The organism is Gordonia sp. AC31 (assembly GCF_031844505.1).
Taxonomy (GTDB): domain Bacteria; phylum Actinomycetota; class Actinomycetes; order Mycobacteriales; family Mycobacteriaceae; genus Gordonia; species Gordonia hongkongensis.
In genome coordinates, this window is sequence record NZ_JAUZVK010000005.1 from 48,294 (window position 1) to 71,390 (window position 23,097).

Annotated in this window: 21 protein-coding genes; 5 read left to right on the top strand and 16 right to left on the bottom strand. The window is 67.8% G+C overall.

What is annotated here, in order from left to right:
* Window positions 1–95: 95 nt before the first annotated feature.
* From Q9R39_RS07800 to Q9R39_RS07810, 3 genes are all read right to left on the bottom strand, one after another.
* Window positions 96–2,018 (bottom strand): hypothetical protein, encoded by a 1,923-nt coding sequence (locus tag Q9R39_RS07800; protein WP_139114175.1) that lies wholly within the window; start codon window positions 2,016–2,018, stop codon window positions 96–98.
* A gap of 92 nt (window positions 2,019–2,110) precedes the next feature.
* Window positions 2,111–2,647: a hypothetical protein gene (locus Q9R39_RS07805; protein WP_311277292.1), complete on the bottom strand. Its 537-nt coding sequence runs from the start codon at window positions 2,645–2,647 to the stop codon at window positions 2,111–2,113.
* Between the two features lie 18 nt (window positions 2,648–2,665).
* Complete coding sequence (locus Q9R39_RS07810; protein WP_159371460.1) at window positions 2,666–3,199, bottom strand: hypothetical protein; 534 nt, start codon at window positions 3,197–3,199, stop codon at window positions 2,666–2,668.
* A gap of 385 nt (window positions 3,200–3,584) precedes the next feature.
* Between Q9R39_RS07810 and Q9R39_RS07815 the strand changes: the two genes are divergently transcribed.
* Window positions 3,585–4,307 carry a hypothetical protein gene (locus tag Q9R39_RS07815; RefSeq protein WP_137810370.1) on the top strand — a complete coding sequence of 241 codons (723 nt, stop codon included), beginning with the start codon at window positions 3,585–3,587 and terminating at the stop codon, window positions 4,305–4,307.
* 12 nt (window positions 4,308–4,319) lie between these two features.
* On the opposite strand, the gene Q9R39_RS07820 is transcribed toward Q9R39_RS07815, so the two are convergent.
* Together Q9R39_RS07820 and Q9R39_RS07825 are read right to left on the bottom strand one after the other, a co-directional pair.
* A complete protein-coding gene (locus Q9R39_RS07820) occupies window positions 4,320–5,135 on the bottom strand; it encodes an SDR family oxidoreductase (RefSeq protein ID WP_137810371.1) in 816 nt (271 codons plus the stop codon).
* A gap of 96 nt (window positions 5,136–5,231) precedes the next feature.
* The gene (locus tag Q9R39_RS07825; protein ID WP_247452146.1) at window positions 5,232–6,329 is read right to left on the bottom strand and encodes a GIY-YIG nuclease family protein; all 1,098 of its coding nucleotides are present in this window, start codon (window positions 6,327–6,329) and stop codon (window positions 5,232–5,234) included.
* A 108-nt stretch (window positions 6,330–6,437) separates the two neighbouring features.
* Between Q9R39_RS07825 and Q9R39_RS07830 the strand changes: the two genes are divergently transcribed.
* The gene (locus tag Q9R39_RS07830) at window positions 6,438–7,022 is read left to right on the top strand and encodes a TetR/AcrR family transcriptional regulator (protein ID WP_065629535.1); all 585 of its coding nucleotides are present in this window, start codon (window positions 6,438–6,440) and stop codon (window positions 7,020–7,022) included.
* On the top strand, window positions 7,019–8,566 hold the full coding sequence (locus Q9R39_RS07835; RefSeq protein ID WP_137810372.1) for an MFS transporter: 1,548 nt from the start codon (window positions 7,019–7,021) through the stop codon (window positions 8,564–8,566). The genes Q9R39_RS07830 and Q9R39_RS07835 overlap by 4 nt, the downstream gene beginning before the upstream one ends.
* Before the next feature lie 6 nt (window positions 8,567–8,572).
* On the opposite strand, the gene Q9R39_RS07840 is transcribed toward Q9R39_RS07835, so the two are convergent.
* From Q9R39_RS07840 to Q9R39_RS07885, 10 genes are all read right to left on the bottom strand, one after another.
* Window positions 8,573–9,499: an ABC transporter substrate-binding protein gene (locus Q9R39_RS07840; protein ID WP_058249815.1), complete on the bottom strand. Its 927-nt coding sequence runs from the start codon at window positions 9,497–9,499 to the stop codon at window positions 8,573–8,575.
* 28 nt (window positions 9,500–9,527) lie between these two features.
* On the bottom strand, window positions 9,528–10,244 hold the full coding sequence (locus Q9R39_RS07845) for a class II aldolase/adducin family protein (RefSeq protein WP_058249814.1): 717 nt from the start codon (window positions 10,242–10,244) through the stop codon (window positions 9,528–9,530).
* Between the two features lie 67 nt (window positions 10,245–10,311).
* Window positions 10,312–11,484: an LLM class flavin-dependent oxidoreductase gene (locus tag Q9R39_RS07850; RefSeq protein WP_265966952.1), complete on the bottom strand. Its 1,173-nt coding sequence runs from the start codon at window positions 11,482–11,484 to the stop codon at window positions 10,312–10,314.
* 31 nt (window positions 11,485–11,515) lie between these two features.
* On the bottom strand, window positions 11,516–12,607 hold the full coding sequence (locus Q9R39_RS07855) for an LLM class flavin-dependent oxidoreductase (protein ID WP_265966950.1): 1,092 nt from the start codon (window positions 12,605–12,607) through the stop codon (window positions 11,516–11,518).
* A complete protein-coding gene (locus Q9R39_RS07860; protein ID WP_265966948.1) occupies window positions 12,607–13,701 on the bottom strand; it encodes an ABC transporter substrate-binding protein in 1,095 nt (364 codons plus the stop codon). The genes Q9R39_RS07855 and Q9R39_RS07860 overlap by 1 nt, the downstream gene beginning before the upstream one ends.
* Window positions 13,701–14,513 (bottom strand): ABC transporter ATP-binding protein, encoded by an 813-nt coding sequence (locus Q9R39_RS07865; RefSeq protein WP_265966947.1) that lies wholly within the window; start codon window positions 14,511–14,513, stop codon window positions 13,701–13,703. Before Q9R39_RS07865 ends, Q9R39_RS07860 begins: the two co-directional genes overlap by 1 nt.
* The gene (locus Q9R39_RS07870; protein ID WP_265966945.1) at window positions 14,510–15,379 is read right to left on the bottom strand and encodes an ABC transporter permease; all 870 of its coding nucleotides are present in this window, start codon (window positions 15,377–15,379) and stop codon (window positions 14,510–14,512) included. Before Q9R39_RS07870 ends, Q9R39_RS07865 begins: the two co-directional genes overlap by 4 nt.
* Window positions 15,376–16,410, bottom strand: a complete 1,035-nt coding sequence (locus tag Q9R39_RS07875; RefSeq protein ID WP_058249809.1) for an NrtA/SsuA/CpmA family ABC transporter substrate-binding protein — start codon at window positions 16,408–16,410, stop codon at window positions 15,376–15,378. The genes Q9R39_RS07870 and Q9R39_RS07875 overlap by 4 nt, the downstream gene beginning before the upstream one ends.
* Window positions 16,411–16,517: 107 nt before the next feature.
* Window positions 16,518–20,093 carry an ABC transporter ATP-binding protein gene (locus Q9R39_RS07880; protein ID WP_311277351.1) on the bottom strand — a complete coding sequence of 1,192 codons (3,576 nt, stop codon included), beginning with the start codon at window positions 20,091–20,093 and terminating at the stop codon, window positions 16,518–16,520.
* Window positions 20,094–20,282, bottom strand: coding sequence for a hypothetical protein (locus Q9R39_RS07885; RefSeq protein ID WP_311277293.1), 189 nt, complete (start codon window positions 20,280–20,282; stop codon window positions 20,094–20,096). It abuts the gene before it with no gap.
* Between the two features lie 163 nt (window positions 20,283–20,445).
* Here Q9R39_RS07885 and Q9R39_RS07890 point away from each other — a divergent pair, with 163 nt between their 5' ends.
* On the top strand, window positions 20,446–21,195 hold the full coding sequence (locus Q9R39_RS07890; RefSeq protein ID WP_078112691.1) for an IclR family transcriptional regulator: 750 nt from the start codon (window positions 20,446–20,448) through the stop codon (window positions 21,193–21,195).
* Here Q9R39_RS07890 and Q9R39_RS07895 read toward each other — a convergent pair.
* Entirely contained in the window at window positions 21,173–22,486 is a 1,314-nt protein-coding gene (locus Q9R39_RS07895; RefSeq protein WP_311277294.1) for an MFS transporter, read from the bottom strand. The genes Q9R39_RS07890 and Q9R39_RS07895 overlap by 23 nt on opposite strands.
* 55 nt (window positions 22,487–22,541) lie before the next feature.
* On the opposite strand from Q9R39_RS07895, the gene Q9R39_RS07900 reads away from it, so the two are divergent.
* Complete coding sequence (locus tag Q9R39_RS07900; RefSeq protein ID WP_311277295.1) at window positions 22,542–23,096, top strand: helix-turn-helix domain-containing protein; 555 nt, start codon at window positions 22,542–22,544, stop codon at window positions 23,094–23,096.
* Window position 23,097 lies beyond the last annotated feature (1 nt).

A 23,097-nucleotide genomic window follows, 5' to 3' on the forward strand; every position in this document is an offset into this window, starting at 1 on the left:
ACGACCACCATGGGGGACAGACGAATGCGTTACCCATTGTCATAACCGACGCTACGCCCGCCCAAAAGTGGCCAGGCGACCGTCTGGACTGTCTGTCAGCGGCCTTCTTCGTCTACCAAGTTCGTTGGGTCTTCGGCGACTCTGACGGCACGGCCGTCGCGCTCGACAAACTCGTGTCGGTTGTCGAAGTTCGGTTGGTCGCGCCGCAGGCGCGCGAGTTCTGCTGCCACTGACTGGCGAAGGGGCGGCGGTATGGCAGCGATCGCGCGTTGTTCAGTGCGCGAACGCAGATGCTCGAACAAGTCCCATCCTCGCCGGTGTTCTCGCTGACTCATAGGAGAGTTGAGGTGCTGGCGATCGAGAAACTCACTCAGCGGCACCGGGAGCGGCTCGCGGCCGTACCGGCCTTGTGGATCAACATTGCGCCAGCGTTTGAGTAGGACAAAAATATCGATGCCGCGCTCTGCAAGTCCATCGAGTCGGAGCAAGTCACGCCAGGTGAGAATTGCCGGGACATGGACCTTAGTGGCGTTCGGGTTCTGGTTGTACTTGCGTACTAGGACGAATGCCCTTGTATACACCGCGTTCTCGACTGCGATGTCGCCTGGAATTCCCGCGTCGGGAACAACCACGATCGGGACAAATCTTGTGCGACCGGTGACCGCCGTACGCAACCTGTTCCAGCCTCGGCTCATGAAAAGGTCGACGGTGCTGAGTAACTGCCGGAATTTGGTTGTCGTGAACCGTTGTTCAATCTCTAGCTGCAGCGATTCGATCGTCGCCGCACCTTCCGCGAAGGGTTGGGGCAAGCTACGCATGTTGGCGTCTATCAGAATGCAACCATGCCCACGAGAGAGCGCGAAATCGCAGATCTTTGGCGGTGTCGACTTGTTCGTTCTCCAGACTCGCTTCATCTCGGACTCTTCGACGAGCACAGTCTCTCCAGATTCGTCGTAGGCACAGATCCGTTGGAGGACCTCGCCAACGCGTTCCTCGAAGATGTTCCGCATTGCCTCTGCGTAGTGATCAGCCTTCTTTGAGTCGGCCACGCGCAGCATGTGTTCGGTCTCGAGGTAGAGATGGTCGCCGAAGATGCGTTGGATCACGTACTGAAATCGGATGGGTAGCAGTGTGCCGTCGTCGAGACGCACAAACGGGGTCTGTTGAAGCTTGTAGCGAGTCCAGAGCGACGCGTTCTGGGCTCGTTCCTGCGCCAGCTGGTTGCGCAAATCTGCGATTGACACCGTGCAATGGCTCATCAGGAAGTCGACGGCTTCTGGTGCGACGGCGTAGCGACCGAAGAACTCAGGCTCGATACACGTAAGTGCTTCGTGTTTCCAGAGGTTGTAGAACAGCCACCCGAGTGACAGGAGGTCGTCGAGATCGACCCCGGTGATCTCGGCCCACTGCGCGGCTGGAGAGTCGGCGAGGTTACGCTTGACCTTGTCGGAGGTTCTGTCTGACCAGCCTCGATACCAGATCCCCTCCGTCGACGCCGACAGGAGTTCCAGGGGCTCGGGATGCAGCAGTGCTGTTTGGGTCAGGCGGGTCAGCGTCATCTCGTCGAGCATCTGGTCAAGGCCTGCCCCCTCCGTGGGCATTGCTGCGTCATGGGCTTCAGCCGACAGGCTCAGAAAGACCGCCAGGAGTTCGTCACTCGTGGGCGCGGTATCCCCGTCCACATCGGCCCACTCGATGACTTCTTTGATCGCCAGGAACAGCGGCATCGGATGCAGCACAGCGTTGCCGCGAGCCAGCAGGTCGGCAGTCTGCGCGCCAGCTGGTTCGCTGACCTCGGACAAGAAAGCGAGCACAACGTCGTCATCACTGTTCGTCATGCGGGCCAGGTCCAGGTCAGCGAAGATTCGCGAAAGCCGCTCGAGAGTCGGCAAGAGACCGACGTGACCCCAGAACTCGCGTCGCGCTTCGATGTCGAGGTAGGAAAGAGCCGGCACGTCTTCGATCCGCACGACGCGCGGCGCGCCTTCATCCACACGGATCATTCCATCGAAATTCACTCATCCATCATTACGGTCGGCCCTGACAGGCGGGTCGTCATTAGTTCGAGTGGCGCTGTACGAACTACGCGAAGCGTGCTGCACCCGTTCGATCAGAATGGGGCGGCGGAAATGTAGAGCCAAGTGCTGCGGTCACCCGCCTGGGGGTCGAACCAGACGGTGAGATGACCGCCCCACTCCCCCGCTGACGCCGGGTCGTTGTAGTCGCCAGCCGGCCGGCCACATGCCATCAGAGTCGGTGAGGGCGGCGGGCCGTGCCTCGACGGTGAGCGCATCGACGCCATATTCGGCGGATCGGTGGTCGCACAGTGCAGCCGTGACTGCCGAATGATCCTGTCGCGCAACATCGCACCGTCCGCTTTCACGACGAGGTAAGCACTCGGTTTGCCTTGCAACTGCGATGTCACTTCCCCGTAGTTGATGGCGCTGTCGTTCAGGTGAGCACCCATGGCTTCGGCGATCCGTTCAGCCCCGTCGGCGTCTTCTGTGACCGACACCTTGGACAGGCTGTCCTCGAACCACGACGAGCGAAGAGTGAGCCAACCAGCGGCACCGATGAGCACGATCGCGGCGGCGAAGGCGGTGATGATTCCACCGAGCACCCAGAAAAACAACACCTTGGTACGCACTCATCAACTGTGGCACGCCTACATCTGCCCGCCATCACCTGCACGCGCTGGCCGCGGCGGCGCACCGCGTCTGAGCAGGTCGGGATTGACGACTCGGATGGCCTGGACGAAGGCAACGACGAGCGCTCCGTAGCTGCACACCGAGTACGGCCAGGGGCTGTGGGTGCTCATTGTGATGCGGGGGTCGTCTCGAATCCAGTAGGTGCAGCGCACGCCGAGGGGAAGGAGCTCGAATCGGTGAGACCAGTCGAGGCTGGGATGGAATGTGCTCACCACGTCTGGAGGCGGCGGTGGTAGCTGCTCAGGGGGAAAGCCGACGGGTACAAACCCATCACGCACCGAACACGTGTGACCGGGGTAGTCGTTGTAATCGTCGAGACTGGTCAACGCGAGGAAAGCAATTGCCCCGCAGATCGCCAGCACCGCAGAAACTGCGGCCGAAGATCGTTGGATGTTTCGGCCAGCGGCTCTGAAGGATAGCCAGATGGTCCACGCCCAGAACATGAGCGCGAGGGCGACCGGTGGCGTGAGCAGCACGAAGAACCCTTCCACCGTCACTCCTTCTCTCGCAGACCGCTACTACTCCGCAATCGTTCCACCTGACCCGTACTCCGATTGACCTCGATATCCGCGCCGGCTCCGGTCCTGCCGGAGGTGAACGAATGAGATTGGTCTCGCAGTGGTCCGCCTGAACCATTCTTCTTCAGCTTCGGCTTCGCCCACCCCGGCTGATTACGGGGCGTGTATGACTTGGGCACTCGAGCTCTACACCGGTCCACTCGAGCGGCCGTCGCTCGCTACTGTGCAGCACCTCCTCCCCGCCAACGAGCCCGTCACAGGCTCACCAGACACTCAGTCGAGCGGTACCGGTTAGGCGACCGGTTGTTCGCGGCTTCTGCCGACACCTAGGACTGTCCCGCCGTCTACCGTCGAGATCATGGCCGACGTCAACTTCTACTTCGATCCCGTCTGTCCGTTCGCGTGGATGACGAGCAAATGGGTGCGAAAGGTACAGGCCCAGCGGGACTACACGGTGGAATGGCGGTTCATCTCGCTACGTCTGCTGAACGCACACATCGATTACGACGCGCAGTTCCCGCCGGAGTACGAGGCCGGGCACACCGCCGGACTCCGCCTCCTGCGCGCGGCGGCGAGCATCCGCCGCGAACGCGGACCGGCCGCCATCGGCCCGCTCTACGAGGCGCTGGGTACACGAATCTTTGACGCGCACACCGGTTCCTACACCGTCGACGCCACTGATCATCGAGGCACCACCGACTTCCTCGGGCCCGTCCTGGACGAGCTCGGGTTGCCGGCGCACCACCTGAATGCCCTCGACGACGCCGAGTTCGACGCGGAGATCCAGGCCGAGACCGACGAGGCCCTGTCGCTGACGGGTCGCGACGTGGGTACGCCGATCATCCACTTCGAGCCGCCGGAGGGAGTTGCATTCTTCGGGCCCGTCATCAGCCGTCTACCCGGTGACGACGACGCGGTCGTCCTGTGGGACCACGTGATCGGCCTGGCGAGTTTCCCGGGTTTCGCCGAGCTCAAGCGGAGCCTGCGGGAGAAGCCACAACTGCGGGCCTTCGGAGTGACCGACGGCGAGGCGGGTGTCGAGGAGGACTGGCACGGCGGGAGTCGGCGCACCAAGAAGTGAGCCGCCCGGCGTCTACTTGAACGGATTGAGCGTCCGGCCGAGGAAGTACTGGATACCCGGCGGAATGGGACGCACGGCCGTCGTGACCAGCTTGTTCACCATGCCGGTCACGCACACCGCGTCGCCCTTCATCACCGCGTTCCACCCCTCGCGCACGACGTCCTCGGGCTCCTGCCACAGCACGCCGGGCAGGCGATCGGCGGTCTCGCGGGTCTCCGCACCCATCGCATCGTGGAACTCACTCCTGGTGAAACCGGGACAGAGCGCCGTCACGTGGATGCCGTGCGGTTTCAGTTCCATGTCCAGGGACTGGGACATCAGCAGGACATACGACTTGATCGCGGAGTAGAGCAGGCCCTCCGCGGGAGGCAGCAGAGCCGTGATGGACGAGACGTTCACGATCCGCCCCCACCGGCGCTTCTTCATCCCCGGGAGCACGCGGTGGGACAGCTCGGTCAGCGAGGTCAGCATCAATTGCAGCTGCCCTCCGACCTCCCCCCACGGCGTCTCGGCGAACTTGGTGCTCAGCGACATCCCGGCGTTGTTGATCAGCACGTCGATGTCCAGCCCTAGTTCATCGGCGCGCTCGATGATCGCGGCCGGCGTGCCGGGTTCGGACAGATCCCCGGCAAACACCTCACAGCGAACGCCGTGCTCGCGATGTAGTCGCTCGGACAACTCGTCGAGCCGTTCGGCCCGACGGGCGACCAGCAGTAGGTCGTACCCTTCCGCGGCGAGTTGTTCCGCGAACGTCTTGCCGATCCCGGCGGAGGCGCCGGTGATCAGGGCGGTGCGGTGGTCGAATGAACTGCGTCGATCCGAGGACATGCGCCGGCTTTCTGTCGATGGACGATGCCGCGAGTACTACCAGACCGCGCGTCCCTCGTCGGATCACGACAGGCGATTTTGTTCCAACGAACAGGCTCAGGGAACGTGTCCGTACGGGTGCCATCCCGACGAATTCCATTTGCCACCGCGCCGTTCGCGGACCTCACGCAGGCTGGTGCCCACATATCGGGCCTCGAGTTCGGCGTCGGGTCTCCCGGTGTACACCCACCGCTTCGGATCGAGATTGCCATCGTCGTCGCGGTAGGACTCCCAGTAGTCGACACGATGGACGGCCCGGACGAGATCGTCGGCGAACACCAGCACCGGTAGATCGGGGACGGTCCGGTGCGGCCCCGCACGCCAAGCGCTGCGAGCGGATTCGTAGATCACCTCGGCAGTGGCGTCGCTGCGGGCGGACTCGTCGACCTTCACCAGCACGCACACGTCGGGCAACGGCGGCGACACCAGCGCCGCATGTCGCAGGATCAGCTCCTCGATGCGCCACGGCCCCTGCGCATCCGGCGTCTCCGGAAGTGCCGATCCGGCCAGAGCGACGACGTCGACTACCGTGCGCCGTAGCGAAAGCGCGTGCGCTGCAGCTGAATCGAGGGAACCGACGTCGTACCGCAGAATCCAGTGTTCGACGCCGAACCCGTCGGCGTCGATGTCGCGGATGCGCTCGGAGATGGCGGCCGCGACCTCGGCCGGATCGTCGTCGCCGACGATGTCGGCAGGGTCGGGTGCGTCGCCCGCCAGCGCGGCGGCGGTATGGCGGTACACGCGGTTCCCGCGGCCGGCGTCGACGTGGAACACCGTGGCGTCACGCGGATCGACCAGTGCATAGACGTAACTACCGAGCACCGTTTGCGCTTCGTGGGGAACAGGTTTCGGGGCGCCGGGCGCGGGGACCCCGACCGGCCGCAGCAGGGCGAGGACCTCGTCGACCACCGAAGGACGGACCCCGAGCCCCCCGGCGGTGATCCCGCCGAAGACGACCTCGCCGGCGCGCTCCCGGTCGACGAATCGCCGGCCGGCGAAACGGTCGACGGCGCGCACCACATCGGCGACCTCGGCGCGCCGGGCCGCCGCACCGCGGGAGGACGTGCGCTCGTCGTCCGGGTCGAGCATCTCCGCGAAGGCCGACGACGACAAGAAGTCGCCGAGCGCCGTCCGGGGCAGCTCGACCGCATCGATCCTGTTCACCGCCATGGTCGCATGATGCCAGCACTCGACAGGCAAACCCACGAAGCGCTAGTGTACGTTTGTACATGTACATCCGTACATTAGCTTGAGAGGACAGTCATGACGGAGGCAGCGCCCCGCCGCCGACGAGATCCCGAGGAACGGCGACGCACCATTGTCGAGGCCGCCGCCACGCTCATCACCGAGGTGGGCTCCGAGGGGCTCACCCACCGGCTTGTCGCGAAACGTGCCGGTGTGCCGCTCGGTTCGACGACGCAGTACTTCGCCACGCTCGACGATCTGCGCGAGGCAGCGCTCGCCCGCCTGGCCGACGACATCGACTCCGGCCTGGCCGAGGTGGCCGAGACCCTCGCCGAACACGGCCCAGCCGCGGCGGTCTTCGCCGAGACGCTCCACGACTATCTGTCGGACGAGCGGTTGATCCGCGCCGACCTCGCGCTCGTGTCGGCCGCCGTCCTCGATCCCGCGCTCCGCCCGCTCGCGGTTCGCTGGCCCGACGGGCTGGTCGAAATCCTCATCCCGCACGTCGGGCAGACGGCCGCTCGCGCGATCGCCGCGTACACCGACGGCGTGGCCATGCACGCACTCCTCTACGGGACGCCGCTGTCTTTCGACGACCTGACCGCCACCCTGACGGCCCTGACCGGGCTGCCCTCCCCCGAGCACGACCGGAGCCGACGATGACCCAGCGATCCGCCACCGAGACCACCAGCGCAGACGGCCTGTCCTTCCGGCGCCGATGGGCGTCGGCCGCCGTGTTGTCGGCCAGCCTGCTGGTCATCACCGTCGACCTCACGATCCTCAACGTCGCACTCCCCGACCTGGCCGGCGACCTGCGCCCGACCGCCGATCAGCAGCTGTGGATCATCGACGCCTACTCGCTCGTCCTGGCCGGCCTGCTGCTCTCCATGAGTTCACTGGCCGACCGGTGGGGCCGAAAACGGATGCTGGTCACCGGCTTCGCGGTGTTCGGTGGGGCCTCGGCACTGGTCCTGCTGGCCGAGTCACCCGAGGCGGTGATCGCGGTCCGGGTGCTGCTGGGCGTCGGCGGCGCGATGATCATGCCGACCACGTTGTCCCTGCTGCGCAGCATCTTCACCGACCCCGCCGAGCGTGCGACCGCCCTCGGGCTCTGGGCCGCGGTGTCGGGCCTCGGTGCGGCCGTCGGCCCGATCGTCGGCGGGGTTCTGCTCGAGTACTTCTCGTGGCGCGCCGCGTTCCTCGTCAACGTCCCGCTGATGGCGGTCGCCATCGTGGCCGCCGTGCTGATCCTGCCGGAGTCGAAGCACCCGCAGCCGGGCCGGTGGGACGCCGTCGGTGCGCTGATGTCGATCGCCGGCATGGTCGCCCTGGTCTGGGCCATCAAGCGGTTCGCCAAGGAGGAGAGCCTCCTCGCACCGGCCGCCTGGGTGGCCCTGATCGGCGCGGTCCTCATCCTGGCCCTGTTCGTCCGACGCTGCATGCGACGCACCGAGCCGCTGCTCGACGTCTCGTTGTTCCGCAGCCGGCCGTTCAGTGCGGGTGTTCTCGCCGCGCTCGGCTCGATGTTCGGACTCGCGGCGGCGCTGTTGCTGCTGGCCCAGTGGCTCCAGTTGGTCGAGGGCCACTCCCCGATCGCGGCCGGTGTGCGGCTGTTGCCGGTGGCGGGAGCGGCGATCGTGTCCTCGATGATCGCCGCCCCGCTCTCCCGGATGATCGGCGCCCGAGCCGTCGTGGCCGGCGGCATCGGCATCGCCGGCGTCGGGATGGCGCTGATGTTCCTCGGTTCCGACGGGCTCTCCTACAGCACCGTCGCCACCGCTCAGGTGCTTGTCGGATTCGGCATCGGATCACTGGCCATCGCATCGGCGATGATCATGGCCGGCACCCCGGATGCCAAGGCGGGCAACGCCGCCGCGCTGGAAGAGACCGCCTACGACCTGGGCAATGTGCTCGGTGTCGCGATCCTCGGCAGCGTGGCGTCGATCCTCTACCGGACCACGCTGACGGCCGAGCCCGTCCCCGGCGTACCCGCCGAGGTGACCGACGCGGCCGGCGAATCCCTCGGCGCCGCCATGGGTCTCGCCGAAGCCGCCGGAGCACCGGGCCTCGCGGAGCGGGCGGCGGCCGCGTTCACCGACGCCATGCAGCAGACGAGCCTGGTCGGCGGGGTCACGCTCGTCGCCGTCGCCGTGGCCGTCTTCGCGCTCGTCCCGCGCGGCACGGATGTCACGGCCGCGCAGCACTGACGCCTGTCACGGGGCGGTGACCACCGCCTCGACGGACGGGAGGACTGCGTCCCGCACCTGGACCGGTCGCGGCAGCAGACCGTTGGCGTGCAGGAGGTCGGCGGCGCGCTGCTGCTCGTCGAGGAAGCCGTCCGTGACCGGCCCGATTCCGAACGGCCGGTTACGGATGGCGGCTTCCCAGGCGTCGAGGCTGGCGTCCCCGCCGCGGTCGACGACATCGCGGACGAAGTACTCGGCGGCCTCGCGGGGATGGTCGACGATCCACTGATCCGACTCGCGCAGCGCGTCGACGATCGCGGCCAGTTCCGCAGGGTGCTGTTCGGCGAAGTCGCGTCGCGTGAACCACAGCGACGGGTGGCTGAACAGTCCCTCGGTGTCGATGAGGGTCCGGAGTTCGAGGTCGCGCTCGACGGCGGTGAGGCCCGGGTACGCGCCCACCCAGGCGTCGATCTCACCGCTGCGGAACGAGTCGGCGCCGTCGGTGACCGACGTGTTGACGGGCACGATGTCGCGCCACGTCAATCCGACCGAGTCGAGCGCGAACAGCAGCAGGGTCGTCTGCCACGAACCATGGGCGATGCCCACCCGCTTGCCCCTAAGCGCGGCCACCGAGTCGATGTCGGAGTCGGCCTTCACCACGAGCCGCCCGTTCTCGGTGCGCGGCCCGGACACCCCGACGTACACGAGGTCACGGCCCTGCGCCAGGCCGGTGATCGGCGGCGTGAAACCCGTGCCGATGAAGTCGTACCCGCCCTCGGTGAACAGCCAGTCCGAGTGCAGGGTGGGCAGGCCCGTGGTCGGGTCCGGCTCCGGCGACGCGGGCAGGCTCCGCAGGTCGACCCACTCGGCGTCGATGCGCTGTTCGAGGATGCCCCGGTGCCGGAGCACGAAGAGGGAGTTGTTGTGCGGGAAGTAGCCGACTCGAATGGTCATGCGATCTCCTGGTGTGTGAGGTGGGTGGTCAGAGTTCGGGGATGAGGCCGCGTTCGCGTGCCTCGGGGAGAAGACCGCTGCGCTTCCACTGCACCTCGAGATTGGTGGGGTGGAATTCGGCCGAGCCGCCGAGTCCTTCGGCGATGGCCTGGAACTGGGCTCCCTCCTCCAGCAGGACGATGAACTTCGCGGTGTCGAGCAGACCCCGTCGTCCGATCACGTTGGACCCGCCGTTGGCCTCGAAGATGGCGGCGAGATGCGGATCCTCCTGCAGGCGTTCGAGGATGAACTCCGACGCCGGCTGGTGGCGGTTGATGTGCGGCGGGATCTCGCGGGACAGCGTGAGTCGCTGCGAGGCGGCGTACCGGATCGGTAAGGTCCGGTGGGTCTGCGCCCAGGCCCCGAGCCACGGCGTGTGGATGTGCACGACCGTCGTGATGTCCTCGTGGGCCCGGAACACCGGGGCGTAAGAGGTGACGAAACCCGCTGCCCCAGAACCAGACAGGACCTCACCGTCGAAGGTCGCCACCACGGGGTGGACGGTCAGGTCGTCGGCCCAGGGGCCGGGGTCGTTCAGCGCGACGGCGATCTCACGACCGGGTACACGCTCGACGAAGTTGGCGGTCCCGTTAGCCGACACCGTTCCGGTGGTCCGGAAGACGTCGAATGCCTTCTGTGCGTGTTCGGTCACCTCGGCGACGAAGTCGGCGACCTCGCGGTCGAGTCCGGTTTCTACGGTGGTCATGTCTCTCCTTGCGATGAAATGGATTGTCTGTCTTCGACGATGGGTGCGATGGCGGGCGCGGGGTTCCTCAGGCCACACCCAGGGCGGAACCAGTGGTGGTCTCGGAACGGCCGAGCCGGGATCGTCCCAGGAGCGGGAGGACCTCCTCGCCCACGCGATAGGCCTCCTCGAGATGAGGGTTGCCCGCCAGGATGAAGGCGTCGACGCCGAGATCGATCAGTTCGTCGAGTCGTTCGGCGACCTGCTCGTAGCTGCCGACCAGTCCGAAGGCCGGGCCACCGCGCATGAGGCTGAAGCCGCACCACACATTGGGCTGGACCTCGAGATCGGTGTAGTCGGTGATGTTCTCGGGCACCCAGCCCTTGATCCGGCCGGCTCCGACGGAGTCGCCCTGCGCCTGGCGGTTCGCCGCGGCGCGGTCGACGTGCTGCCAGCCCTCGGCGATTTCGGCCCACGCCGCCTCGGCGGTGTGCCGGGCGAGGATGTCGATGCGGACCGCGAACCGCGGACGCCGTCCCAGCCGCGCGGCGTGCTCGCGCACCCCGTCGAACTTGGCGCGCAGGTCGGCGAAGGGTTCGAGCCAGGACAGGTAGTAGTCGGCATGATTGCCCGCGGCGTTGACCGCGGCACCGGACGACCCGGAGAAGTAGATCTCCGGAAACGGCGTCTCGGCGAGTTGCGGTGGCAGGACCGCACCCTCGGTGGAGAAGAAGTCGCCGTCGTAGTCGAATGGCTCAGTTCCCCACACCCCCTTGAGGACATCGAGGAACTCACTGGTCCGGCGATAACGGTCGTCGTGCGCGACCTTGTCGCCCCACCACAGCTGGGCGGGGCCTCCGCCCCCGCTGATGATGTTGTAGACCAGGCGTCCCCCGGTCGCCCGCTGCAGGCTGGCCGACATCCGGGCGGCCTGTAACGGATGCAGGAATCCCGGCTGGAAGGCCACCATGAACCGGTAGGTGCTGGTCTCCCGGGCGAGCGCCGCAGCGGCCGCCCACGGATCGTCGGTCCCGGGGAACGACGGGAGCAGACCGCCGACGAAGCCGGCGCTCTCCGACGCCTTGGCCACGGCCGCCATGTGGTCGATGTAGGTGTACGAGTCACGTTCTCCCGCACGGATCGCCGGCGTCAGGTTGCCCGGCTGGACGCCGCGCCAGTCTCCCCGGTTGAGCCGTCGGGGTGTGCGCAGGGTGGCGTGGTCGCCACCCATCCCTATCCGCCAGTAGAAGTCGATGGTCATGGGTCTCCGCTCGTCTGTCAGGGATCGTCGGTCAGGCGAGGACGCGGTTGCGTTCGTCGGCCCGGAAGAGCAGGTGCTCGGTGTTGCGGTTGAGTTCCTCGATGTTCGGTATGCCCGACAGGACGAAACGCGCGAAACCCTGCGTGGTCAGATCGATGATCCGCTGCGCGACATCGTCATAGGAGCCGACCAGACCGATGGGGTGCCGGTGGCCGATCCGGTCGAACCCGGCGAAGGTGAGGTCGTCGACCCAGAGATCGTCCGTCCGGGTGTCGGCGTCGGCGCCGTAGGCGTCCCGCCATTGACGACGCAGGCGTTGCACCGCTTCGTCTTTCGTCGACCGGGCGATCACCGGTAGGTACAGGCCGGCCGCCACCGTCCGCCCGAGTGCCGACGCACGGTCGACGAGCGGTGCGATCGCCGGCGCCGCACCGGTCGAGGACAACTCGAACAGGTGGATGTCGCCGTGCCGGGCCGACAGTGCGAGCGCCTCGTCGCTCTCCCCGGTCAGGCGGACGGCCGGGAATCGATGACCGTGCACCGACCGATCGAGCCCACCGTCGGTGACCTCGTAGAACTCGCCCACGTGATTGAACTCGCCGCCGTCGAAACCGCCCTGACGGGACCCGGCCCCGTCCCACACGCCTTTCGCCACAGTCAGGAACTCGTCGGCCCGGCGGTAGCGCTCGGCATCGGTCAGCCGGTCGCCGCGCGCTCGGTTGTCCGCGGCGTCGGTCTCCACGCGCAACTGCCACTGCAGCCGGTCCGCGGAGTTCCGTTGCAGGGTCGCGGACACCTTCGCCGCGTAGACCGGCGTTCCGAAACCGGGGTGGAACTCGACGGCGACGCGCGCATGTCGCGTGCGCCGCAACGCGATACCGGCGAGGATCCACGACTCCTCACCCGCCGGGTCGTACGGCGCGATCACCGTGTCGTAGCCGGCGGTGTCGATCGCGGTGATGACCTGCTCGGTCGGATCGAACGGATCCCAGCGGCCGTCCGTTCGGAGGTCGGTGGCCACCGCCGACCCCGGTGATCGTGCCCAGCCGCCGCGGTGACGCGGGGCCGAACCGACGTGCCGACTGTCGCCGCGGGTCGGCACCTCCCATTCGAAAGCAACCATCACGCGTCCCCGGTGATGTCGGCAATCGGTTTGGCCGCACCGATCTCGGCGCGCGCACGGCGCAGGGGCTCGGGATCGACCCAGCTCTCGATGTCGAAGTCGGCGGGCAGGAACCCGTAGGTGTAGAGGAACCGCTTCTGAACCCCCAGTAGATCCAGCCGTTCGTCGGACAGCGACGGGTGCAAGGACGTGTGGAAGCCGTCCCCGTATGCCGCCACGACACCTTCCGGTCCCGAGAACGTCTCCCGCGCGAGCACTTCGCGGACCGTACCGAGATTCCCCGCCGCCCAGTCCGCCGCACGCAGACTCGCGGCGAGGAACCCGACCACGACCTCGGGATGTTCCTGCAGCAGGGACTCGTGCACGGTGATCGGCCGCGGCGTGCCGTTGTTGACCCGCGACCGCTTCGACTCCGTCGAGTCCAGATCGACGACGACGCGCAGGCCGTGCTCGGCGGCGGCCTCGGCGGCCCGCGCACCCTTCACGTAGATGGCGTCGACGTCGCCGCCCAGGAGCTCGGGAAATCCGGACGGCACCGACCGCAGCCGGTCGGCCTCCGCGGTGCGGACGCGTGGTTCCCAGTTGGCGGCCGTCTCGACCACGTTCACGTCGCCGAACGAGAGTCCGCCGAGTGCGAGCGCGGAGGCGAAGCCGTGCAATGACATCGCGCGGGGAAAGCTGCGGGCCTGGTCGACCGCCCACGCCGGAATCCCGATCCGCTTGCCGCGGAGCCCGGCGGCGTCGTCGATGTCGGAGTCGGGTCCGACCAGAACGGCCTGCGATTCGTCGATCCAGGTGAGTCCGATCAGGCGGGTCGGTGAACCCGACGCGCGGGCGACGATCGCCGGCACGTTGCCACCTTCGCGGATCAATCCCGACAACTGGTGGTCGAAGTGGCGCGGAGCGAGTTCGGGGCCGGCGTCCTGGAGGATCGAGAAGCCCAGTCCCGCTGCTGATGCCGGCTCACCGAGCCAGCCCAGGCTGTTGGCGAGCCCGCTCGCGGTGGGGACCGGGCATCGGGTGTACCAGACGGTGTCGGCGTCGGTGGAGGTCGTCGGGGCGGGGGTGGTGGTCGCGCTGTCGATGGTCGTCATCAGGGATTCGTCCTCAACTCGGTGGTGTCGGGATGTATGCGGCCGACGCCGAGCTCGCGGAGGAACTCGGCCCGGTAGCGCAGCGATTCGGGGTCGGAGCGGTCACGCGGGCGTGGTAGATCGATGTCCTCGTCGACGCCGAAGGTGCCGTGCGACAGGATGATCACGCGGTCGGCGAGCCGGACCGCCTCGTCGACGTCGTGGGTCACCAGCAGCACCGCGGGTTGGTGCCGGGCCACGAGATCGCCGACCAGGTCCTGCATCTGGAGTCGCGTCAGGGCGTCGAGCGCGGCGAACGGCTCGTCGAGCAACAGCAGTTCCGGTTCGCGGACGAGGGCTCGGGCCAGTGCGACCCGTTGCGCCTCACCGCCGGACAGGGTGGCCGGCCAGGCGTCTGCCTTGTCCGCGAGGTTGACCTCCGCCAATGCCGCCCGTCCGCGGTCCTTGGTGGTCTTGCCGCCTCGTTGGCCGATCGTCACGTTGGCCAGCGTCCGCTTGGAGGGCACCAGTCGCGGCTCCTGATACACGGTCGTGCGTGCAGCGGGGACGAGGATCTCACCGGAGTCGGGCTCTTCGAGGCCGGTCAGCAGGCGCAGCAGCGTCGTCTTCCCGGTACCCGATGGGCCGAGCAGCACCACGAACTCGCCTCGCCGGATGGTCAGGTCGACCGACTGCAGGACCGTCTTCGGACCGAAGGTCTTGGTCACCCCGGTCAGCGAGACCGCGACCGGCCGGCCCGCACGGCGTTCGCGTGCGGTGACCTGCGTCGGCTGCCGCTCGAGGAGTGGGGGCAACGGGGCTTCGGGGCTCATCGGACGGTCACCCCCGCCCGCCACGGCATAGAGTACTTCTCCAGGATGCGGACGACGAGGTCGAAGATCAGGCCCAGGACGGCGTACAGCACGACACACAGGATCATGTAGTCGGTGCGGTTGTACTCCTGCGCCAGACTCACCAGGTAGCCGATGCCCTCACGGGTGCCGACCTGCTCGGCGGCGATCAGCCCGGTGATCGAGATGGACAGACAGATGCGCAGTGCCATCAGGATTCCGGGCAGCGCCGCCGGAATGATCACGCCGAGGATGAGGCGTCCCCCGGTGAGCCCGAAACCCTGTGCCGCCTCGATCATCTTGCGATCGACGTTGCGGACCCCGAGGTAGCTGTACGCGTACATGGGCGACACGGTCGCGATGGCGATCAGCAGCACCTTGAAGGTGTTGTCGATGCCGAACCAGGCTATGAACAGAGGCACCAGCGCGAGGAACGGGATGGCCCGGTTGATCTGCATCGTCGAGTCGATGAGTTCCTCGCCGAGCGTGTACAGGCCCGCGAGCACGCCGAGGATCAGCCCGACGCCGACGCCGAGACCGACACCGAGTGCGGCACGCTCCAGCGACGCCAGCGCGAAGTCGACGAGTTGCCCGGTGCGGTAGAGTTCGACGAACGCGTCGAACACGGCCCCGGGCGAGGCGAGGACCGCCGGCGAGATCGCGCCGGTGGCGGTGCCGATCCACCAGACCGCCACGATGACGCCCGGAACCAGGAACCGCAGCGGCAGCGAGAGCCACACCGGACGGGCGCGCTGTCTGCGCGTACGTGGGGTCTCCAGACCGATCGGTGAGACCGGTTGCGACGCCGTCCCTCCGGATGCGGTCTGGGCGATCGTCGACGAGGTCATTTCTGTCCGCTCTCGTACTTCTGCAACTGTGCGGGCAGATCGAAGAAGATGTCCTCGGCGGTGACCGGCTTCTGGATCACGCCGGCTTCGACGAACAGCGCCGACACCGACTCGAGGTCCTCACCGTCTTCCGCCGTGGGGTAACGCGGGGTCGACGCGTCGGCGCCGAGTGCGAGGGCGCGGGTGAGCCGGTCTCCGCTGAGCGCGCGGGGACCCGCCTTCTCGAAGACGTTCTCGTAGTCGGCCGGATTCTCGCGCTGCTTGTCGGTCAACTGCTGCAACGCCTTCAGGTACGCGTCGGCGACGTCGGGCCGCTCCTCGAGCACCTCGGTCCGGAAGGCGACGATGGTGTTGTCGACCGAGCCGATGCTCTCCTCGGTGGCGATCTCGACACCCCCGGCGGCCTTTGCCTCCTGATACGGCTGGTTGAACGATGCCCACCCATCGACCTGACCGGTGGAGAACGCCGAACCGGCCTCCGCCTGCTGGAGGGGCACCCGCTCGACCTTGTCGAACGGAATCCCCGCCTGCTGCAACGCCTTCAGCGTGATGTACTCGCCCTTGCCCGCGGGGTTGACCGCGACCCGCTTGCCGACGAGGCCGGCGACATCGGTGACGCCGGAGTCCTTGGTGACGAGGATTCCGTTCTGGTCCTTGCCGGCCGGGTCGGCCACCGCGATGATCTTGACGCCGACGTTCTTCGACAGTGCGCCGACGACCGGGCTGTAGGCACCACCGGACACATCGAGCTGGCCGGTGTTGAACAGTTTGAGGTTCGAGGAGAACCCCGGTGTCGAATTGACCCATTCGATCTTCGCGCCCAGCGGGGCCAGCGCCTCGTCGAAGGTCCCGTCGCGCTTGCCGACCGCCAGCGGTCCGGCGTTGCCTGGGTCGGTCACCTTGAGCACATACTGTTCGCCGCCTGCACTGCCACCGTCCGAGTCACCCGACGCGCACCCGGTGGCGACGGTGAACAGCGCTGCCGCCGCAACCGCGGCGGCGGCGAGGCGGAATCGTGGGGTTGCGGGCATGACGGGCTCCTGTTCGACAGGTGGAGGCCGTGTTCGGACGAACACGAGGATTCGGATACCGCAGACGTTAGGTGGACGGAGACAGTCCGCACACCTCTGCGTTTCCATCAGTTGGAAAGCTTGACAACTCCGCTCAGAGCTGGGTCGGTCGGCGCGTAGCTCTGCCACAAGTCGCGGTAGGGCCCGGGCGCCGACACCAGATCCGCGTGCCGTCCGGACTGGACGGCCCGACCGTCGGCCATCACGACGACCCGGTCCGCCCAAGCGGCGGTGGTGAGGCGATGTGCCACGAGAACCGTTGTGCGCTTGCGTGCTACGGCCTGCAACGCGGCCAGCACCTCGGTTTCGGTTCCCGGATCGATGTCCGAGGTCGCCTCGTCGAGGATCAGCAGATCCGGTTCGACGAGCTCGGCGCGGGCCAGGCAGATCAATTGCTGCTGGCCCGCGGACAGCGTCGCCCGACCCGGCCCCACCGGCGTCTGATAGCCCAGCGGCAGCGACGCGATGCTGCCGTGAGCGCCGACCGACCTCGCCGCCCGTTCGATCTCGGCCTGCCCGGCGTCGGGCCGGCCGAACGCGATGTTCGACGCCACCGTGCCGGCGAACAGATAGGGATCCTGTGGCACGTAGGCGATCCGGGGACCGCGGTCCCCCGGGCCCACGTGGCGCAGGTCGACGCCGCCGACCCGCACGACACCGCGGTCGGGCGAGTGGAACCGCAGCAGCAGCTTCATCACGGTGCTCTTGCCCGCCCCGGTCGTGCCGACGACGGCCGCGGTCTCACCGTCGGGGATGACCAGGTCGAGCCCGTCGAGCGCGGGCCGACCACGCGTCCGCGTCGCTGCCGAGTAGCCGAACACCACCCCGTCGAATTCGACTGCCGCGCCGAGTGGTCCGGCGGCGGTACCGGTCGTCGCCGGCCGCACGTTCTCGTCGACGGGGGTGTCGACGGGGGTGTCGAGGAAGCCGCGCATCCGCTGGGTGCCGACCCGAGCCTGAATCCAGAGGTCGAGCACGATCGACAACTGCTGGAGCGGGGTGAAGAACAGATCGACGTAGAGGAGCGCCGCGACCAGCACACCGGTGGCGAGGGAGCCCGCGTCCATAAGCTGTGCGCCGACGATCAGGATGAGCGCCTTGGCCACCACCGCAAGCAGATTCAGGAAGGGAAAGAACACCGAGATGTACAACATCGAACGACGGCGCGCATCTCGGTAGCGTCGCGAGTGCCCGTCGAAAGCACCCGTCGTCCACTCCTCGGCGTTGTGCGCCTGGGTGATCCGCACCCGCCCCAGATGTTCGGAGAGGAGCGCAGTGACGGTCGCGATACGCGAACGCGCCTGCAGGTAGGCCCGATTCGAACCCCGGACGAAGATCCACGACGCCGCCGCGAGCAACGGGATGGTGACGAGCATCGCGGCGGCCAGCCGGATGTCGAGCAGCGCCAGGACCACGAGGATGCCAGCGCACGTGCACACATTCACGATCGCGTTGACCATGCCCTGCGTCATCAGCTGACCGACCGCGTCCACGTCGCTGGTGAGTCGGGTGACGATGCGGCCCGACTGCCGTCCGTCGAAGTAGTCGATCCGTAGTCGCTGCAGATGCCCGAACAGCCTGAGCCGCAACGCGAAGAGCACCCGCTCGAAGACACGCGCAGCGCGCAGCGCCAGCACCCACGAGTTCAGCCAGGACACCAGCGCGATCACCAGGACCAGTGCGCAGGTCGCCCAGAACACGGACGCCGCGTCCACGCCGACGCCGTTGTCGATGCCGTGCCGGAAGAGCGCCGGGATGGCCAGGGTCGTCGCCGCGTCGACGATGACGAGCACGACGCACAGCGCGACGGGCCACCAGAACGGCCGCAGGGAACCGGTCAGGCCGAAGACCTTCGTGCGCGCCGACGCCGGCAACGGCCGGTCGTCGCCCGGCGCGGGCAGTTCGGTCAGCGGCGGAAGCGAAAGCAGTGCCTCGCGCAGGTGCGAGTCCACCTGCTGTACCTGTTTGCCACTCTCGTCCGCGTCGAGGCCCAATCGTGCCCGGACCACCGGATCGGCGCCCGCCTCGTCGACCTCGGGCCAGCTGTCCGGACTCGGGATCGGGTCGTCCCCTGACATCGCATCCGCGACAGCGGTTTCCATCGTTCCTAGCGACCCGCGCCCGGGACCGCCGGCCAGTAGCGACACGACGCGGGGATCGGCCAGCACCTCCGACGGCGGACCGTCGTGCGTGACACGACCCGCCTCGAGGACGATGACCTGATCGGCCAGTTCGGTCGTCGCGGGCCGCCGGGCGATCAGGATCGTGGTCCGGCCGACCATCAACCCCTCCAGGCTCGCCAAAACGGCCCGTTCGGTCGTCGGGTCGAGCGCCGACGTCGTGTCGTCGAGGATCAGCACGGCCGGGTCGGCGGCGAAGGCTCGGGCGAGCGCTATCCGCTGACGCTGTCCGCCCGACAGCGAGATCCCGCCGGGCCCCACCACGGTGTCGTATCCCGCGGGCAGCTTCTCGATGAACTCGTCGGCCGCGGCGGCGCGCGCGGCGGCGACGATTCCGGCGTCGTCGACCGGGGAACCCATCGCGATGTTCTCGCGGAGAGTGCCGGAGAACAGCAGACTCTCGTCGAACACCATCATCACCGCCGACCGAACCGACCGGGGCGACACGGCGCGGAGGTCGGTGCCGCCGATGCGCACCGATCCCCGGTCGGGGTCGAACTGTCGGGCGATGAGCGACCCCAGGGTCGTCTTGCCCGCCCCGGACGGACCGATGATCGCAACCCGGCTACCGGGAGTGATCGATGTGGTCACGCCCTGCAGGACGGGGTGGCCGCCGAGCGCGAGGTCGACGTCGGCCACCTCGATCGTCCCGCGCGGCGACGGGAGATCCGGACCGGTGGGGTCCATCGCCGGCACCGTGTCCAGCAGCGCGAACACCCGGCGCGCCCCCGATCGCGCGAGCTGCATCGTCGTCACCATGGCCGCGAGCAGCCTTGCCGGAGGCGCGAACTGCAGCACGTACGAGGCGAAGGCGAGGAAGACACCCACCGAGACGTGCTCGTTCATGGCCAGCCACCCGCCGACGACCAGCACGCCGAGCTGGGTGAAGACCGGGATCGCGACCATCGCCGCGCTCCAGCGAGCCGAGATCCGCGCACTGCGCAACCGCGAGGCGAACAGCCGGGTCGCGCGGTCGCGGAAACGGTTGCGTCGCACATCTTCCTGGCCGAACGCGCGGATCAGTTCGACCCCGGCGATCTCCTCGTCGACCGCGGCGGCGACCTGGCCCAGCAGCACCTGGTCGCCGAACGAGGCGGGGTAGAGTTCGCGGCGGAGCCGGCGCGTGACCCAGAACAGGACCGGAACGCTCGCCGCCACGACCACGAACAGCGGCGGCGACAGGACGAACATGACGACCAGACCGACCGCGAGCAGTGTCAGGTTGGCGACGAACAACGGCACCTGCGAGATGAACATCTGGATCAGGTTCAGATCCGACGTCCCACGCGAGATGACGTCGCCCGCAGCGAGTTCCGCCCGACGCCGTGCGTCGAGCGCATGCAGGTGCCGGTGAACCGCGACGCGCAGATCGTGCTGCACGTCGACCGCGCACCGGCTGCCGATGTACCGGCGCAGTGCGTGAGAGGCGAAGCTCAGCACACCGATGGAACACAGGACGGCGATCTAGAACGCGAGGGACTGCGTCGGATCGAGCAGGACGTCGTCGACGATGATCTGCTGGACCAGCGGCACCAGTGCCAGCAACCCCTGGCCCACCACCGCCAGCACGAGCGCCACCGACACCCGGCCGCGGTACGGGCGTACCCACTGCCAGAGCCGTCGCAGCCAGCCCGGCCCATTCTCGTCGGTCACACGTCTCCTCGCCCGATCTCGGGACTCTCTGATTTCCGAACTGCACCGCTCGAACCGCGCTGATCCTGATATCGACGGCCCCCTTGCCGAGGAGTATCTTCCGAATAGTGGAAAGTGGCCAGGCCCTGAATCAGGCCGATTTCTAGTCGGGAGGCACGGAGAGATGGCCGGTTCTGGTGTGCAGACCGTGTCGAGGGCGCTGGCCGTCCTCGGCTGCTTCCGCGGTGGGGACGAACTCGGGGTCACCGATGTCGCCCGCGCGCAAGGCCTCGCGCTGAGCACGACTCACCGTCTGCTCACCGCTCTGGTGGACGCCGGGTTCCTCGAGAAGACCGCCGAGGCAAGCCGATACCGCCTCGGCGGGGCGTTGGCACAGTACGGCCAGATCGCCTATCGCCAGCATCGGATCTACCTCACCGAACCACATCTGGAACGCCTTGCCGCGACCACGGGCGCGTCGGCATCGGTCGCGATGCGGTACGGCAACGAAGTCGTCCTCCTCGGCACGAGCCGCTGGCGCGAAGCCGAGGGGCACGCACTCCAGGGCGTGTTGCTGCCGCTGCACGCCTCCGCGCTCGGCAAGGCGCTGCTGGCGTTCTCGCACACCGGCCAGGACGAGCTCGAACGCCTCCCTTACGGAGACGGCACCGACCGTGCCGTCCGAAACGCCGACGAGCTCGCGAAAGAACTGGCCCTCACCCGGGAACGTGGCTACGGCTTCAACGACGAGGAGCTGGCCGCCGGCCACCGCACCATCGGACTCCCGATCTTCCCCGCCGACGGTGGCGCCGACGTGCGCTTCGCCCTCGGCATCCGGGGTGCCACCGAACTCATGAGTCCCGAACGCATCCCGTTCCTCGTCGACCTGGGCCGGTCCACCGCCCGGGACATCAGCGTGGCGCTGGCGCAGTGAGCGCGTCGCCGTCCGAATCTCGTCCGGCGACTCCGACGGCACCGGACCGGCGGCCCCGAACCACGAACGACAACACCGCGGCGAGCACGCACAGTGCGGCTCCGCCCCACCACGCGTAGGTGTACGCGCCGAACGCGTCACGGATCAGGCCCGCTCCGAGAGCTGCTGCGGCAGCACCGATCTGATGCGCCGCGAACACCCAGCCGAACACGATCGTCCCCCTGTCGCCGAAGATCTCCCGGCACAGGACCGCGGTCGGCGGCACGGTGGCCACCCAGTCCAGCCCGTAGACGACGATGAACAAGATCATGCTCGGATGCACACTGTCGGCCAGCAACCACGGCAGCATGAGGAGTCCGACGCCACGGAAGGCGTAGTAGGCGACCAGCAACACCCGCGGATCGAACCGGTCGGTGAGCCAGCCCGACGCGACGGTGCCCGCGATGTCGAAGACCCCGACCACCGCCAGCAGTCCGGCCGCGGTGGTCGCCGGCATCCCGTGGTCGTGTGCCGATGGGATGAAGTGCACACCGATCAGCCCGTTGGTGGTCGCGCCGCAGATCGCGAACGCGAGCGCCAGCGCCCAGAAGGACCTGTGCCGTGACGCGAACGCGAGTCCCTCGAGTGCCCGCCTCGTCGCACCCCCGCCGGGCACGGGCGCGGGCACATGGTCGGCTTCCGCCCCGTACGGCAGCACGCCACGGTCGCCGGGTTCGTCGCGGATCACCAGCCAGGCGACCGGAACGACGATCAGTGCGGCCGCGGCGATGACCAGAGAGGCCGATCGCCAGCCCACGTTCTCCGCCAGTGCCGCCACGGGCGGCAGGAAGACGAGTTGCCCGGTCGCGGACCCGGCGGTCAGGATGCCCATCACTAGCCCCCGGCGCCGGACGAACCACCGGTTGGCGATGGTCGCGGCGAACACGAGGGCCATCGAGCCCGTTCCGAGGCCGATCAGGAGGCCCCAGAACACGAGCAGTTGCCACGAGGCGCTCATCAGGGTGCTACCGCCCGCACCCACCGCCACCAGCACCAACGCGGTCGCCACGACCTGCCGGATACCGAACCGATCCATGAGCGCCGCGGCGAAGGGTGCCGTCAGCCCGTACAGCAGCAGGTTGAGGCCGACCGCCAGGGACATCACGCTGGTCGACCACCCGAATTCGTGGTGGAGCGGCACCATCAGTGCTCCGGGTGCCGCCCGGAAACCCGCCGCACCCATGAGGGCCAGGAACGCCACACCGGCCACCCACCACGCCGGATGCACCCGGCGAGCTGATCGTGTCGTCACACCGGCCCCTTCGTCGCCCAATAACTTTCTTGAAGAAAGTTATACTACGGGTACCGTGACTGCTGGTCTCGAGAAGGGATGTCCGATGCCGCTGCGATCCGACTGGTCCGACGAGATGTGTCCGATCCGGCGCTCGCTCGACGTCCTCGGGGACCCGTGGGTATTGCTCATCATCCGCGACGTACTGCACGGGCGCGGACGGTTCGACGCCCTGAAGGAGAGCCTCGCGATCAGCGATGCCGTACTCAGCCGCCGGCTGCAGGCGATGGTCGGGGCCGGGTTGCTGACCCGGGTCGAGTATCACGACGGGCGTCGCGTCCGCCACGGCTACGCCGGCACCGACGCCGCCGCCGAATTGCTGCCGATCCTCCAACAACTCGCGATCTGGGGAGAACGTCACACACCGATGCCGCCCGGCGGTGCGCACATGTCGATGGTCCACAACCGGTGCGGGAACGAGACCACGCGCGGTGAGGTGTGCAGCGCATGTGGAGCGGTTCTCGCTCCGGAGGACATGACCTGGGTCAAGCCATGGAAGAACGCGCGGGACCGCCTGGTTCCGAGTGGCACCGGCCCCGGAGACCGGCCCGTCGAGCCACGGCAGGTCTAGA

Coding starts and splice junctions, on each gene's coding strand:
- Q9R39_RS07815 (WP_137810370.1), top strand. CDS start 3,585: ATGGCCGACGTCAACTTCTACTTCGATCCCGTCTGTCCGTTCGCGTGG.
- Q9R39_RS07820 (WP_137810371.1), bottom strand. CDS start 5,135: ATGTCCTCGGATCGACGCAGTTCATTCGACCACCGCACCGCCCTGATC.
- Q9R39_RS07830 (WP_065629535.1), top strand. CDS start 6,438: ATGACGGAGGCAGCGCCCCGCCGCCGACGAGATCCCGAGGAACGGCGA.
- Q9R39_RS07835 (WP_137810372.1), top strand. CDS start 7,019: ATGACCCAGCGATCCGCCACCGAGACCACCAGCGCAGACGGCCTGTCC.
- Q9R39_RS07840 (WP_058249815.1), bottom strand. CDS start 9,499: ATGACCATTCGAGTCGGCTACTTCCCGCACAACAACTCCCTCTTCGTG.
- Q9R39_RS07845 (WP_058249814.1), bottom strand. CDS start 10,244: ATGACCACCGTAGAAACCGGACTCGACCGCGAGGTCGCCGACTTCGTC.
- Q9R39_RS07850 (WP_265966952.1), bottom strand. CDS start 11,484: ATGACCATCGACTTCTACTGGCGGATAGGGATGGGTGGCGACCACGCC.
- Q9R39_RS07855 (WP_265966950.1), bottom strand. CDS start 12,607: ATGGTTGCTTTCGAATGGGAGGTGCCGACCCGCGGCGACAGTCGGCAC.
- Q9R39_RS07860 (WP_265966948.1), bottom strand. CDS start 13,701: ATGACGACCATCGACAGCGCGACCACCACCCCCGCCCCGACGACCTCC.
- Q9R39_RS07865 (WP_265966947.1), bottom strand. CDS start 14,513: ATGAGCCCCGAAGCCCCGTTGCCCCCACTCCTCGAGCGGCAGCCGACG.
- Q9R39_RS07870 (WP_265966945.1), bottom strand. CDS start 15,379: ATGACCTCGTCGACGATCGCCCAGACCGCATCCGGAGGGACGGCGTCG.
- Q9R39_RS07875 (WP_058249809.1), bottom strand. CDS start 16,410: ATGCCCGCAACCCCACGATTCCGCCTCGCCGCCGCCGCGGTTGCGGCG.
- Q9R39_RS07890 (WP_078112691.1), top strand. CDS start 20,446: ATGGCCGGTTCTGGTGTGCAGACCGTGTCGAGGGCGCTGGCCGTCCTC.